Annotated in this window: 20 protein-coding genes; 3 read left to right on the top strand and 17 right to left on the bottom strand. The window is 41.7% G+C overall.

Annotated elements, in window-relative coordinates:
- Positions 1-16: 16 nt before the first annotated feature.
- The 5 genes from L5M37_RS15045 to ccoN form a co-directional block, all read right to left on the bottom strand.
- Positions 17-496 carry a FixH family protein gene (locus tag L5M37_RS15045; RefSeq protein WP_263201015.1) on the bottom strand — a complete coding sequence of 160 codons (480 nt, stop codon included), beginning with the start codon at positions 494-496 and terminating at the stop codon, positions 17-19.
- A 110-nt stretch (positions 497-606) separates the two neighbouring features.
- Positions 607-1,575: a cytochrome-c oxidase, cbb3-type subunit III gene (gene ccoP / locus L5M37_RS15040; protein WP_263201014.1), complete on the bottom strand. Its 969-nt coding sequence runs from the start codon at positions 1,573-1,575 to the stop codon at positions 607-609.
- Positions 1,575-1,751 (bottom strand): CcoQ/FixQ family Cbb3-type cytochrome c oxidase assembly chaperone, encoded by a 177-nt coding sequence (locus L5M37_RS15035; protein ID WP_028759966.1) that lies wholly within the window; start codon positions 1,749-1,751, stop codon positions 1,575-1,577. The genes ccoP and L5M37_RS15035 overlap by 1 nt, the downstream gene beginning before the upstream one ends.
- Positions 1,752-1,762: 11 nt before the next feature.
- A complete protein-coding gene (ccoO, locus tag L5M37_RS15030) occupies positions 1,763-2,389 on the bottom strand; it encodes a cytochrome-c oxidase, cbb3-type subunit II (protein WP_028759965.1) in 627 nt (208 codons plus the stop codon).
- 13 nt (positions 2,390-2,402) lie between these two features.
- Entirely contained in the window at positions 2,403-3,839 is a 1,437-nt protein-coding gene (ccoN, locus tag L5M37_RS15025; RefSeq protein ID WP_028759964.1) for a cytochrome-c oxidase, cbb3-type subunit I, read from the bottom strand.
- 224 nt (positions 3,840-4,063) lie between these two features.
- On the opposite strand from ccoN, the gene L5M37_RS15020 reads away from it, so the two are divergent.
- A complete protein-coding gene (locus tag L5M37_RS15020) occupies positions 4,064-4,549 on the top strand; it encodes a hypothetical protein (RefSeq protein WP_251068866.1) in 486 nt (161 codons plus the stop codon).
- Between the two features lie 60 nt (positions 4,550-4,609).
- Here the strand turns inward: L5M37_RS15020 and L5M37_RS15015 are convergent, their stop codons facing one another.
- A complete protein-coding gene (locus L5M37_RS15015) occupies positions 4,610-6,181 on the bottom strand; it encodes a DUF3369 domain-containing protein (RefSeq protein WP_113940482.1) in 1,572 nt (523 codons plus the stop codon).
- Between the two features lie 180 nt (positions 6,182-6,361).
- Here L5M37_RS15015 and L5M37_RS15010 point away from each other — a divergent pair, with 180 nt between their 5' ends.
- Together L5M37_RS15010 and L5M37_RS15005 are read left to right on the top strand one after the other, a co-directional pair.
- Positions 6,362-6,580 (top strand): hypothetical protein, encoded by a 219-nt coding sequence (locus L5M37_RS15010; protein WP_081729032.1) that lies wholly within the window; start codon positions 6,362-6,364, stop codon positions 6,578-6,580.
- 61 nt (positions 6,581-6,641) lie between these two features.
- The gene (locus tag L5M37_RS15005) at positions 6,642-7,937 is read left to right on the top strand and encodes a tyrosine-type recombinase/integrase (protein WP_263201013.1); all 1,296 of its coding nucleotides are present in this window, start codon (positions 6,642-6,644) and stop codon (positions 7,935-7,937) included.
- A gap of 857 nt (positions 7,938-8,794) precedes the next feature.
- Here the strand turns inward: L5M37_RS15005 and L5M37_RS15000 are convergent.
- The 11 genes from L5M37_RS15000 to L5M37_RS14950 all read right to left on the bottom strand — a co-directional run.
- Positions 8,795-9,193: a hypothetical protein gene (locus tag L5M37_RS15000; protein WP_259581275.1), complete on the bottom strand. Its 399-nt coding sequence runs from the start codon at positions 9,191-9,193 to the stop codon at positions 8,795-8,797.
- 101 nt (positions 9,194-9,294) lie between these two features.
- Positions 9,295-9,834: a hypothetical protein gene (locus L5M37_RS14995; protein WP_259581274.1), complete on the bottom strand. Its 540-nt coding sequence runs from the start codon at positions 9,832-9,834 to the stop codon at positions 9,295-9,297.
- A gap of 82 nt (positions 9,835-9,916) precedes the next feature.
- A complete protein-coding gene (locus L5M37_RS14990) occupies positions 9,917-10,312 on the bottom strand; it encodes a hypothetical protein (protein ID WP_263201012.1) in 396 nt (131 codons plus the stop codon).
- 284 nt (positions 10,313-10,596) lie between these two features.
- A complete protein-coding gene (locus tag L5M37_RS14985) occupies positions 10,597-10,797 on the bottom strand; it encodes a bacteriocin-like peptide (protein WP_259581268.1) in 201 nt (66 codons plus the stop codon).
- Between the two features lie 15 nt (positions 10,798-10,812).
- On the bottom strand, positions 10,813-11,034 hold the full coding sequence (locus L5M37_RS14980) for a bacteriocin-like peptide (protein ID WP_259581265.1): 222 nt from the start codon (positions 11,032-11,034) through the stop codon (positions 10,813-10,815).
- Between the two features lie 164 nt (positions 11,035-11,198).
- On the bottom strand, positions 11,199-11,627 hold the full coding sequence (locus tag L5M37_RS14975) for a hypothetical protein (protein ID WP_259581263.1): 429 nt from the start codon (positions 11,625-11,627) through the stop codon (positions 11,199-11,201).
- A gap of 220 nt (positions 11,628-11,847) precedes the next feature.
- A complete protein-coding gene (locus L5M37_RS14970) occupies positions 11,848-12,066 on the bottom strand; it encodes a hypothetical protein (protein WP_259581260.1) in 219 nt (72 codons plus the stop codon).
- Between the two features lie 113 nt (positions 12,067-12,179).
- Positions 12,180-12,548, bottom strand: a complete 369-nt coding sequence (locus tag L5M37_RS14965; RefSeq protein WP_259581259.1) for a type II toxin-antitoxin system HigA family antitoxin — start codon at positions 12,546-12,548, stop codon at positions 12,180-12,182.
- Between the two features lie 10 nt (positions 12,549-12,558).
- Positions 12,559-12,858, bottom strand: a complete 300-nt coding sequence (locus L5M37_RS14960) for a type II toxin-antitoxin system HigB family toxin (protein ID WP_259508099.1) — start codon at positions 12,856-12,858, stop codon at positions 12,559-12,561.
- A 103-nt stretch (positions 12,859-12,961) separates the two neighbouring features.
- Positions 12,962-13,627, bottom strand: a complete 666-nt coding sequence (locus L5M37_RS14955; protein WP_259516235.1) for a site-specific integrase — start codon at positions 13,625-13,627, stop codon at positions 12,962-12,964.
- 137 nt (positions 13,628-13,764) lie between these two features.
- A partial coding sequence (locus L5M37_RS14950; protein ID WP_263201011.1) for a hypothetical protein occupies positions 13,765-14,020 on the bottom strand: 256 nt, incomplete at its 5' end.

Genomic DNA, 14,020 nt, shown 5'->3' with positions numbered 1-14,020 from the left:
ACTTATTTAACCACAATCAATTCAGCCAAAGTTGGGCGTGATCTTTTAATTCAACGCGTTGGTGAATTCGCCATTTACCGTCGTAACTTTCGAGGCGAACTTCCCAAGGGCCGGTTAGGGTAGTAGGGATGGTAATGCGATACACATTGCTGGCATCGGCCGTCGCAGTGAGTTTCATATCTCTGTCGGCAATGGTTGGATGATAGAACTCAACTTTCAAGGCGGCTTGATATGTAGGTCCCCCTTGCTGCGTCAGTAAAATCTCATTATTAGCTTGATCGAGTGAAAAATTCATGCCTATTTGTTTGGCATACTTCACTTTACTTAAGTCCATATTAATGGCTTTGCCATCTTTGTAGTAATCCTCGGCGACTAAAGAGTCCGAGTTCGTAAGGGCAATTTTTAGCGTGGTAAAACTTGCGACGACGGCACATAAAGGAAGAATAATTAAAAACCAAGGCCAGAACTGCTTATACCAGGCTTGTTGTTCGCTCATGTCAGATACCCATTCAAAAAATTTGCGCCATTTTACCGTTAAAAGCCGGTTTTAGCACTTTAAAAAAAAGGCCTCGAAGTCTTCGAGGCCTTAGTGTTACTTATACCTAATTACTTGTTTGACAAGCTATAAACATAAGCTGTAATGACGTGAACTTTCTCTTCACCGAGAACGTCTTTCCACGCTGGCATCACACCTGCGCGACCATGTTTAATGGTCTCTTCGATCATGCCACGGCTACCGCCATATAACCAAACATCGTCAGTTAAGTTAGGAGCACCCATAAACTTGTTGCCTTTAGCGTCCATACCATGACACGCGAAACAACCTTTCATGAATGAGCCTTGACCTTGGGCAGCGAGTTTCTCGTCATGCTCACGACCAGACAATTTAACAACGTATTCAGCTAAACCAGCAATCTCGCTATCTTCGATTGGCAAACCGCCTTTGGGTGGCATCATGCCATGACGACCAGCCATGATAGTGGTCTTAATCGTGGCTAATTCACCACCATATAACCAGTCACCATCGGTAAGATTAGGGAAGCCTTTGCTACCACGTGCATCAGAACCATGGCACTGAGCACAGTTTTGCAGGAACAAACGGCCACCCACTTTCAACGCTTCTTGGTTTTTCACTAATTCTTCTAGTGGTGTTGCCAAGTAAGCGGCGAAGATTGGGCCATATTTTTCATCAGCGTGTTTTACTTCTTGATCATACTGAACATAAAGACCTTCTTTTGCTGCTAGCTCAATCGCTGCAGCAGAATCGGCTTTAATGCCACGCTCTGTACCGATACTCTGGTTAGAACTGGTCCAGCCTAATAGGCCTTTATAGTTACCTAAACCAGGAAATAGGGCCAAATAGATCAAACCAAACACGATAGTGATATAGAACATATAACTCCACCATTTTGGCAGTGGGTTATTGAGTTCTTCAATACCGTCGAAACTGTGACCCATGGATTCGCCTTCTTTTACGTCAGTGGTGTTCTTAGAACACACACGCAGTAATAGAAAACAACCCGCGATCACGACTAACGAGAGTACAGTAATCCAAACACTCCAGAAGCTACTCATCACTTATTCTCTCCTGAGTCCTTCGATACCTTGTTGACTTCCTCATCGGAAAACACAAGGTTAGCTGCTTCATCAAATGATTTTTGACGACGCGAGCTATATGCCCAAGCAAATATACCGACGAAGGTCAGCATCACAATGATGGTCAAAATGCCTTGTAATGTGCCGTAATCCATATATTGCCTCCTTATTTGAGTGCGTGACCCAAAGACTGAAGATATGCAATCAAGGCGTCCATTTCTGTCTTACCTGCAACAGCTTGCTGTGCGCCTGCGATTTCTTCATCGGTATAAAGATCATTACCTTTGTAACCACCTTTATGCAGGTTACGTAGGATAGTCATCTTGTCACCCGTTAGTTTGCCGTCTAACTTGTTTTCGGCTAACCATGGGAACCCTGGCATATTCGATTGAGGAACTACAGCACGAGGATCGATTAAGTGAACTTCATGCCATTTATCGCTATAACGACCGCCAACACGTGCAAGATCAGGACCCGTACGCTTAGAACCCCATTGGAATGGATGATCCCAAACTGATTCGCCCGCGACAGAGTAGTGACCATAACGTTCAGTTTCTGCACGTAAAGGACGGATCATCTGGCTGTGACAGTTATAACAACCTTCACGAACATAAATGTCACGACCTTCAATTTGCAGGGCAGTGTATGGCTTTAAACCTTCAACTGGCTCAGTCGTATCTTTTTGAAAAATCAACGGTGTGATTTCAACGAGACTACCGAAGCTGATAGCGATAACGGTAAAAATCGCTAACAAACCGATGTTTTTTTCAACTATCTCATGATTAAATTTCATCGAGTTTGCTCCTTTAAGCCGCTGTTGGTTCAGCCAATGCTGGCAATGAATCTTTAGAGGCTTTCACAGTACGGATCACGTTATATGCCATGATCAGCATACCGGTCAGGAAGAAACAACCGCCAAGGAAACGTACGAAGTAGAAAGGATAAGAAGCTTCCAGACTTTCAACAAAGCTATAAGTCAAAGTACCGTCAGCATTCACTGCGCGCCACATCAGACCTTGCATTACACCTGAAATCCACATAGAGACGATGTAAAGTACAGTACCAATAGTCGCTAACCAGAAATGGACGTTAATTAACTTGATACTGTACATACGGCCGTGACCGAACAATACAGGGATCAAGTGATACAGAGAACCGATTGACACCATTGCAACCCAGCCTAGCGCGCCGGAGTGAACGTGACCGATAGTCCAGTCTGTATAGTGTGATAATGCATTAACGGTCTTAATTGCCATCATAGGGCCTTCGAAGGTAGACATACCGTAGAAAGACAGAGAAACAACTAAGAAACGTAACACAGGGTCAGTACGCAGTTTATGCCAGGCACCAGACAAGGTCATGATACCGTTAATCATACCGCCCCAAGAAGGTGCGAATAGGATAAGTGACATCACCATACCTAAAGACTGAGTCCAGTCAGGTAACGCTGTGTAATGTAAGTGGTGAGGACCAGCCCAGATATACAGTGCGATCAGTGCCCAAAAGTGGACAATAGAAAGACGGTAAGAGTACACAGGACGACCTGCTTGCTTAGGTACGAAGTAATACATCATCCCCAAGAAGCCTGCGGTTAATAAGAAACCTACGGCGTTGTGACCATACCACCACTGCACCATAGCATCGACAGCGCCGCTATACAGAGAGTATGACTTGAACAGACTGACTGGTACTGCCATAGAGTTAACTATGTGTAGTACGGCAACGGTAATAATAAAGGCACCAAAGAACCAGTTCGCCACATAAATATGCGAAGTTGTTCGTTTGATAATAGTACCGAAGAACACGATAGCGTAGGACACCCAAACGATAGTAATTGCGATATCGATAGGCCATTCTAATTCAGCGTATTCTTTTCCTTGGGTGAAACCCATTGGTAAAGAGATAGCTGCTGACAGAATGATGGCTTGCCATCCCCAAAACGTAAATGCGGCTAACTTAGGTGCAAATAGTCGGGTTTGACAGGTGCGTTGTACGACATAATAGGATGTTGCAAAAAGGGCTGATGTACCGAACGCGAAGATCACCGCATTGGTGTGTAATGGTCGCAAGCGACTATACGTTAACCAAGGAGTGTCAAAGTTCAGCTGAGGCCAGATTAACTGAGCCGCAATTAATACGCCGACTGACATACCAACAATACCCCACAAAACTGTGGTTAAGGCAAATTGGCGGACAATGGCGTAATTGTAATCAGCGCCTGTTGGCTGGGAATGGTTCATCATAATGCTTCCACTGCTTATTACTTTTACTTTTAGTAAAGACAAGCTTTACCTGTTATAAATGACATAAAACTCAGCTTCCCTATTAAGGTTGCTGAGTGATGTCAATGCGTTACCCTGCATATTTTTGCTCAAATATGAGGTTTCGCAATGATACTTGAGCCATATCAAAAAAGATACCAAAGAAGGGGTGTGGAAAGTTGATCTAGATCAACCTACGCCATAGAATGTTAACATATTGCATCATAAGGTTAATCTTTGTGCTAACTCGTCTGAGTCCCTATTTATTTATTGCATTATTTAGCTTCAATCTCACAGCTTGTAAGGAAGATGCAAAGCAAGTCACACTTAAAAGCAGTCTTGATCCTTCACTTTGCCAATTTTCTAAGGGGGATTGTGTTAAAAAAGTTGGGGATGTTGAGCTCACTTTTCGCTTGTCACCAGGGAGTGCACCAAGCGAAAAGCCATTGACATTACAGTTGTTATCTTCCATGGCAATTTCTAATGTGCAAATCCGCTTAGAAGGAAGAGACATGTTTATGGGCGTTATTCCTGTAAATGTGAAGCAAACTGACGAAATGACTTATATCGGTCAGTTAGTCTATGGTTCTTGTAGTAGTGGCTACATGGTTTGGCGTGGCTTTGTGAGTTTTAGCGTTAATGGTGAAACTAAAACGGCTGTTTTCGATTTTCTCGCAGATGACAATGGTTAGATATATCTTTGAAAGTGCCTGATATGGATTTCTAAACATCAAGACAATCAACTATACAGATTAGTGATCCTTCCAGTTTTCTTTTACTTTGACAAAAATATCTACATTTTCAATAAAGAGCTGTAATAAGTGAGGATCAAAGTGTGTTGCCGCCCCTTTACGCATTTCAGCTAAAACCTCTTCTAAAGGCCAAGCTGTTTTATAGCAGCGGGCATGGGAAAGGGCATCAAACACATCTGCGATTGCTACAATCCGCGAGAAAATGTGAATTTCGTCTTGTTTTAGATTTGCAGGATAACCAGAACCATCATATTTTTCATGATGTTGCAGTGCAATAATTGATGCGGCCTTTAGTATTGGTCGCTCAGAATTTGCAAGAATTTGATGGCCAATCATAGGGTGCTGACGCATAACTTTCCATTCTTCGTCATCTAATTTGCCGGGTTTAAGTAGGACAGCATCGGGGATCGCAATTTTGCCTATGTCATGCATTGGTGAGGCACGGCGCAGTAAATCGGCTTCGTATTCACTTAAACCGGCGAGTAATGCTAATTGAGAACAATACTCCGCCATACGTTTCACATGATTGGCTGCTTCTTTCGAGCGGCTTTCAACAACATCACCTAAACGTAAAATAAGCTCTGATTGTGTATCTTCCACCTCCTGATTGAGCAGCAAATTTTCAAAGGCTATGCCCACGTTGATGGCAAAAATATCAATGAGTTTCTTATCAAGATCATCAATTCTATCAATACCATCCATATAAAGTAGATTGATTAAACCGCCTTTGGTGGGAAAGTAACCGATAAAACAATTATCTTCATAAAGGCACCGCTGTTGGGTGAGCGCACTGCGCAGTAGACGATCAATATGTTCAGGTAGTTGCGTAATGTGGGATTTATTAGCAAATTGGCCAGTACCAGCAAGGATTTCTATATTGACAGGTTCAACATGACCACTAATCGCATCAATTGCATTACAAGTCAGCAGTAGCGTTTCTGAATCGAGATTAAGTAGAGTGGCCACTTGAGTCAGTAGCCCATCGGCGAATTTATGTAGGGTGCGCAGTTCAAATAATCCTGAGGTGGCTTCTAGTACTCTTTCTAAGCCCTTACGGTGATTTATTTGCGTGCGCCTTGCTTGCTCGATTTCCATTATATCGCGATAAGAGCGAAGGGCTGAGTAGACGCTGGTCATCAGCTTACGGGAATCGAGTTCAGCTTTTGCTTTGTAATCATTAATATCGTAATTGACGATAACGTCTTCTTCAGGTGCTTGCCCTGGCTGGCCTGTACGTAAGATCAATCGAGTGGTTTTATTCAGTAATTCTTCACGGATCCACTTTACTAGTTCTAACCCTGCATGGTCACTTTCCATGACAACATCAATAAAGGCAATGGCGATGTCATGTTCTTGATTGAGTAATTCTTTTGCTTGTTCGGCACTATAAGCATTAATAAAGGTGAGGGCACGGCCATCAAGTTTAAAGCGGGAGAGGGCAAGCTTAGTGACGGTATGAACATCAGGTTCATCATCAACCACTAATACCTTCCAAGGAATACCAGACTCTGTTGTCTCGGTAGACTTTTTACCGGAAAAAAGAGGGTTTTTCTTTGCAAGATCAATCAGCATCCGATACCTCATTCAAGTAAAAATAATGATCACATAATCAGTGTAGTAGACACATTTCAAAGCGGTGCAAAATCTTGCATAAAATAGCGAGGTGAGTGGCAATCTTTAAATTACATTGTTGATAACGATTCTCATTTGTGTATTCTATTACTATCAAACAATGATAGGGAGGGAAAGGGCATGACTAATCGAATTAACTTATCAATTTCAGCGCATAAATTGGCACAGCTGATACATGATGGACACATCTGCGCATCTGACTTCACGTGCTTAGATAGCCAATCGAAACAGCAAGTGTGGCAGCTATGCTTGATCTGTTGCAAAAAGCGTATTACTTGTCAGCAATGTTCATTTTCAAGTTGCACTAAAAATCTGACATATCTTGATGCCGATAAATAACATTATCGGCATTTGCGTTTAAGTATTATCATACAAGAAACTCTTATAATTCAGATGTAATATGCAACTTCCTCCAGTAATCCCGTTATTTGACTCATTTGAATTCATACAAGTTGGCAATAGTATTGTTAACCAATATATCACCCAAATTAGCATGAAAAAGGTGGTTGATGCGGGCTTAGTCATCGAGCATGCCAGTGATTGGCTATTTGAGCAAAAGCATAACGAAAACAACTATAAAGCTTATCGCAGCGAACTCACTACGTTTCTGCATTGGTGTTTTGATGTGGTTTCAATGTCTCCCATTCAAGTTACGCGCAAAGACATGAGTCGTTACGTTGATTATTGCCAAGCACCGCCGATAGCACTGATCGGTTATTTTAATGTGCCACAGTTTAAGTACGATAAACTGCATGATGAACGGGTTCCAAACTCGCAATGGCGACCATTTGTCGGCAAAAAACAACTCGGGCAAATCCAGCCTTATGTGTTAAGCGATAATGCGTTAAAAACAAAAATGGCCATTTTGTCTTCGTTTTATTCGTATCTGACAAGTGAAGAATATTGTGAGCGGAATCCTGCTCAAATCTGGCTTAATCACAGTCGATTTGCAGCAAACAGGCAATATCAGCGTCAAAGTCATGAAGATGAAAATAGTCTCGCATTCACTGAATTACAGTGGTCATATATTATGACGACCGTTACTGAACTTGCAGAAGAATTTCCTGAGTTACATCAAAGAAGTTTATTCCTCGTTACATTGATTTATTGCTGTTATTTACGCATTTCAGATGTGTCTGCACGTGCGGGTTATTCGCCGGTGATGAACCAGTTTAAACGTAATCAGCAAACGGGCATCTGGAGTTTTCATATTCCGTTGAGTAAAGGTGGTAAAAGACGCAGCGTTGCGATTTCAAAAGCTTTGCTCGATGCGTTAGTCAAATATCGTCAGTTTTTAGGATTAACGGATTATCCAGGACCAAACGAAAATCATCCTTTGTTTGTACGGCACAAAGCTGCTGGACGCGGCCGAGATGTTGGTATCCTCAATGCTAATCTAGGCATTCGTCATGTTCGCGACGAAATTCAAAAAATAATTAATTTGGCTGCAGAACGTATAGAAATCGATGGCTTTACACAAGATGCGGCGCAGATGCGCAAACTAACTGCCCACAATATTCGCCACACTGGCATTACGCACGATATCAATATCAACCGCAGACCGTTATCCCATGTACAAGCCGACGCTGGCCACGAAAGTATCGACACTACATCGCAATATTTGCACACAAGCCAAATTGAACGTCATGAGAGTGCGTTCAACAAACCAATCGATCATTTGAAAGGTATAGAGTGATTCGACACAAAGATGCGCACAATGTATATTATGTTAAATATGTTCTATCTATATGGTTCCCATCGCCGCTCTGTTTGTGGCTTGTCATTCCAAATGAATTTTGTGTCATTTCGTGATTCTGATTTTTGTTTATAGATATCAATACCATAAGTTATTCTACCAAAAAGCTTGCTCCATTATAGTGCAAAACTGTTCATCCAGACCGCATTAAACTTTGTGTTTGCTGCTTTTTGACAAAGCGCATCTCACACGCAGCTATGCGAACACTTTTGAAGTATAGATGACGTGTTGAAATGAATTTTATGAAACAATGCCCCAATCAAATCATATTGGTTCGTAGCTATATTTCCACTGCTTAATCTTACCGACTAATTTGTTTTAATGTTGATGACGTGATTTATCAACATCGGAGTCATTCGAACACATCACCAGTTCCACTTGACTGTATCTTAAACAATTTAATCGTCGCTACGTGAATGCTTTGGTATATTGGACTCGCAAACTAGCCAGAAACACCTAGCAACGCGCTTATGCTTGTCCCAAAAGTCACAATAAAATACTAAGATGTTGCCGATTTTGAGCCGCTATGGACATAAATATGTCATTTTCAGGAGTTTTTATAGATATCGAGTGAAGCGCCCTAACCTTCTTTGGGACATTTTCGAGTTAAAGCATTAACTCTAACTCGTCAGTTTCGGATAAAAATTTCTATGGGGTAACGTCGTTTTAAGGGTGGGGAATAACGCAACCATCCAACCTAACCCATTGCGCCACATACACTAAAACTGAATCAAATCCTAAATACCAAGCGTTGAGGTTCCCACTTAAACGTCTTGTTAACCTTGTACTCACGTGAGCTACAATTCATCTGATTCTTTTAATTTTTCTATGCCGTCTCGCAAGCTCTTTGCTGACAAATGAATTGCGTGTTTGGAAATATTTGCGCATCGATTCTTCAATTGAGCAGCCTCACTTTCGGATGACTGCTCTACAACTTCTTGAATGATGATATAGTCCAATACCTTCTTAGCTCCCCATTTTGACCAAGACATGCTTTCTTCTAATTCCTGTACAGATTTGGATAATGAATAATAGGAAGCCATGTACGAATCATCATCCATATTAGATTTATCATAAAACATGCAAAAAGTAGCATTTCGATAATACGAGATAGATTCTTTAAACAGGTTTTCGACATCATTAGCAAATGTTAACTGACTAAAAGACAACCCCACAACCAATATTACTTTTTTCATTCTTACCTTCTAAATATATGGTGGTATTTCGTTGAATCTAGCCATATGAAGAAAAGACTATGGAATCCAAGCCCAACGTGTTGGATTATTAAATGTGTTTGTTAATGACCCTTACCCGAAATGAGTCGGCTTAACCTGTCTGTAACGGCCTCGCTAATTTTAGCTATAGCTTCAGACGGTATATGAAGAGCTGGATCTTCACTGGACTCTGTTGCTGTAGCACTTCTCAATAAAGTACCTCTAACAGTCTCTTGCAGTTCTGAGTTTTGTGCAGCACGAATTTTAGTTAGAGATATAAGCTCTTGCTGATGCAAAGAAATTTCTTTCAAGTGAAATCTTAACTGCCCAAAATAAACAAGAAGCCTCGCGACACACATCGCAATGACCATAAACCCTAAGTTACTGTTATTGGCAGGAGACGACATTGAGGTAGGAGCGGAGTCCATCGTTTTAATTCCAGCGCTAGCAGCGTACTTCATTATGTCTGCAAGGTTTTTAACTTGCGTATCAAGCATTGAGTAGATGAACAGAAACAAAATTGCAGCAAGCATAATCAATAACCACATAGCCCAATTGATTTGGCTAACTCTTTTTTGATGGTATTTGATCGAGTCTTTAATTTCTTTAATCGAATCCTGCATAGAACCTTCCATAGCTAATTAACGCTAGCATTTACGACTGGTTTGAAGCACAGCGGAAAACCAGTACAACAACATGCGCTTGTTAAACTTTTTGACCCTGCCATCGCTTTGGCCAGCCTCTCCAATCAAATGAATCATCGTAGCCAACCAACGCCATAACCATATCCTCAATCATTTTTTCAATATCACTCATTACACTGCCGCCGACCGTCACATTAACTATTGTTCCGCCAGTTCCTGGGCCATGAGGTTCTGCAATAGTCCTATGCCACTGAAACCTTGAGGAAATGATCTCAGAAAAGTATTGTTGCGGTGATAACTCACCGAATTGTTCTGGAGAATAGTAGTTTGAAAGAGTAACCAATACGCCAGTTAAGCTATCAATATAATCATAATTGGCCTGTACCATCGTCGCAGTTACACCAGTGTCCCATTTGTGCTGTGCTTGAGATAGCAACGCCAGATTTTCACACAGCAAAGTTAAACAGGCCCAGTGGCTTTCTCTATTTAACGTTGGCGGTCATATTTTTTGATTATATTTTTCTAATTACTCTTTATAGCTTCTAAAAGCCAGCCAGCCAGCAATGAGAAAGATGATTACTATAGATAATATTTTCATGCTTAACATGTTTTCAAACATTACACTTACTAATGCGGATAAAAGAAGCGCGATACAAAAATATATATACGTTTTATTCACAAATACTCCAAAAAACCCTTGCGTTAATAATTCAAGGGTTTGTTGATCAATTTATTCTAGGCTTAATAACAAATGTAGGCGGCTAATACACCACCCCAAAGTCCACCTGCTGAAGCTCCGGCACCAAACATAGTACCTCCAGAAAAGTACCCAGCAGCAAGCCCCCCTGCGAGACCACTACCTCCTATAACCAAAGCTGAGCAAGTACCTGAACTCATTCCCGCACTCACTAATTCCAACTCATTTGCTTTTAACTCTTCCATTCCAAAATCCTTTTATTATGAACAAAAACTACGTGCCAATGAAGAACCAAAACCAGCACCCCACATTCCACCGCCAGCCATTCCTGCAGGACCAAACATTCCTCCGCCAATAGCCCCGATAGTCCCACCCATCACACCGCCACTAAAAGTCAATACCGCACAAGCTGCACCATCAAGACCGCCATTTACTTGTTCGATTTCATTAACCCTTAATTCTTCGATTTTAGATACTTGCATTATATCTTCCTTAATTTAAACGTCTTTAACGTATGTTTGCCTAAGTACTTACCGTGTCACTCCGACACCGCCAAACCTTAAGCGGCTGTCTTAAGGGGGAGGGTTTCCGTTGCTTACTGGAACGTCTACCATGTATCGTATAATACGTTTTGTATGACACACCGTTACTTCTGAGGCCTCAAAGAAATTTCCTCACCCAACTGAGCAATCAACTTTTGCCGAGCTTCTTGCAAGCACTCAGTCTTTGCACACTCTAATGTTTTGTAGTCGTGATGTTCGGAACCACACCCTTTTACCAACAGGGTATAGTCAATTGCATATATCAATGACTCAGCCTCTTTAACGAGTAATTCTGTATGTTCAACACTAGAAGAAGGATCATCATTTTCAGGACGAACCGAACCTTTTAGCATTGTCCAAGAAATTAGCATGGCTTCTTTTGTATTGACTTTTTTAGCCGCCCATTCTTGAATTAAATTTATGTCACTCGCGTACTCTATTGGTTCCGCTGCGTTAATAGTTGTAGAGTGAACTGATACCACACCCTGATCATTTGTGGCTCTAAAGACAACATGGTAGTGATATTTTTGCATTCTTAATTTCCGATCCGTTGAGTGACAGCCTTTACTAGCTCAATTCCAATCTTGATCAAATGGGTTCTCAGAGCAAAGAGCTCTCTAAAGTAACTAATAAGTTAGAGCTATTTAAACGCGAAAATTATGCCTAACCCTTTCAATGGATTTATCCTGCTCTATACCTCTTAAAACTGCTTGTTCTAAAACGTTGTGGACATGCATAAATAAGCGAACGAATCTAAACATCTGCAACTGGCACTAACTCATTAGTGGGAAAATCAGCTTGAGACATCCGACCATTAGCTTGATATTTACAATTTGTGTGACCTTTTCTAGTCGCTGTTTTATATACACCGTTGCTGGTTCGCATCCCCCCTATTGAAGCAGGACTATTAACTATCAATACGGCATTCACACTTGGATGGGTTACTCTTTGTCCTTTCTTTAAATCAGCCATTAAAAATACTCCTACAATTTTCCGTTATTATTTACATACAAATAATGCAGATGCCTGAACAAGTGCGCCTATACCTATCAAAGATAAAAATAGTGGCAATTGTCTAATTACTGTTATTTGGCTAATTGATAATCTTTGATCAAGCAAGGAAGCGGGATTTTAAGCCCCTCATTCAGCTTACGGATCATGTTAAGGCTTAGCTTGCGTTGGCGGTTTAACACCTCTGACACTCTGCTACGTTGCCCAAAAAACTGCACCATATCGACATCCTCAAGCTCTTGCTGCTCCATCCGAAACTGAATCGCCGCGATTGGATCTGGCGCTTCAATCGGAAAATGAGCGTCCTCAAACGCGCTCACCAGCGTTATCAACACTTCCAGCTCGTCACCCTCTGGCGTGTTAGGTTCAGCATCAAAAAGCTGCTCAATGCGCTTTAAGGCGGCTTCATTATCAGCCACGGTTCTGATCGGTTTAATTTGCATTGCAAACCTCCTAAATTGTGGTTGCATCAACTTTGTCATACTCAGCATGAGAACCAACAAAGCGAACATAGACCATTGCAAACTTGTAATTCACGGCCACAATAAGACGGTACTTATTGCCGTGGATGTTGAATACCACCCTGTTATTGCCAACAAAACTCGCGTTGCGGTACAACGCTTTTATGTCTTGCGGATTTTGCCAGTTCGCGTTTTTAGCTTCCTCGTACCATGACTTGAGCGGTTGCTCACTATCTTGATAAATGGGCTGCTCCCAAAACTCCCGCAAGGCGGCTCTTGAAACAACTCTCATGCAATCCCCTTGTCTATATTTCCCATTATGGGAAACGTATAAACGATAGTCAATAATTAATTTCCCTTTTTGGGAAAATATATTAATTTTTTGATTTTTACCATCAAATCCATTCGATGCTGCACATATCGCGAATCACATGTTGCTGAATCACGACATACCCCAACGTTGTTGATGCTTCTGAATGGCCTAGAACTCGCGCCATTGTCTCTAAACTAACTCCAGACAATACAGAGTTGGTCACTAGGCTTTTACGCCCTGTATGTGACGAACACTGCGGTAATCCGCAACGTTTGTAAACATTACGTATAGCTTGCTCTAGAGCGTCACAGCACCAGTATTCTTTGATAGTTCCATCATCAAGGCGTCTTGGTTTCGGCTGCAATGAATAACTTGATCCACGGTTCGTTAAGATCAGCTTTGAGTCTGGATTAAGCCCTTGGTAATCAGGTGAAGTACCTAACCCCCACTTGTGTTGTATACGGTAGTCAATCCAGTCTTGGATAGCTGTTCTGGCAGTTAGATTGGTTAACCATATCGTGCGGGGCTTGGTATTTTTACAGATCAGGCTCGGCAGGTTTATTTCTTGTCGAAGTAAACCATTGGGGAATAGAACGGTTTTTACATCAAGTCGAGCAATCTCACTCACTCGCATTGCAGCATGGCTAAGGGCTATTGCCCCCACTTTAGCTTGTCCATGCTGCATCAATAGGCATGTTTTCAGAACTCGATTTATTTGGGAGGGTGTTAGTGCGTCAGCGCGGCTCATTGTCTGTATTTCCTCTTTATTTGGGGATATGCAGACAATAGGATTTTTTCACTGCCTAATCAGTTTAACACGGTATTGCGTAAGCCTTTCACGGAAAGCAAAAGCGCCCCGAAGGGCGCTAGTTTTGGAGGACTTGTTCAGAACCCAAGCCGCTCTACGGTAGCTAACAATTCAGCATAAGTGGCGTTTTTAACTTTTTCGTAGAGCGTCTTGGCAGCATCTATTCCCTCGATGTAATCATCAGAATCTATGATCTCATGCGCCAAATGCTCGATAAAAGACGGCTCGATAAATGAGCCAGAAAGCACATTTAACAACACTTGCTTTTCTGCTGACTCTAAGTGAATCCCCGCTTGGAGTTGCAAATATTCGTAGCGATCCCAAATCTGATTT

This window comes from Shewanella sp. SM69, assembly GCF_025653985.1.
Taxonomy (GTDB): domain Bacteria; phylum Pseudomonadota; class Gammaproteobacteria; order Enterobacterales; family Shewanellaceae; genus Shewanella; species Shewanella oncorhynchi.
This window is presented reverse-complemented; position numbering and strand designations above follow the sequence as displayed.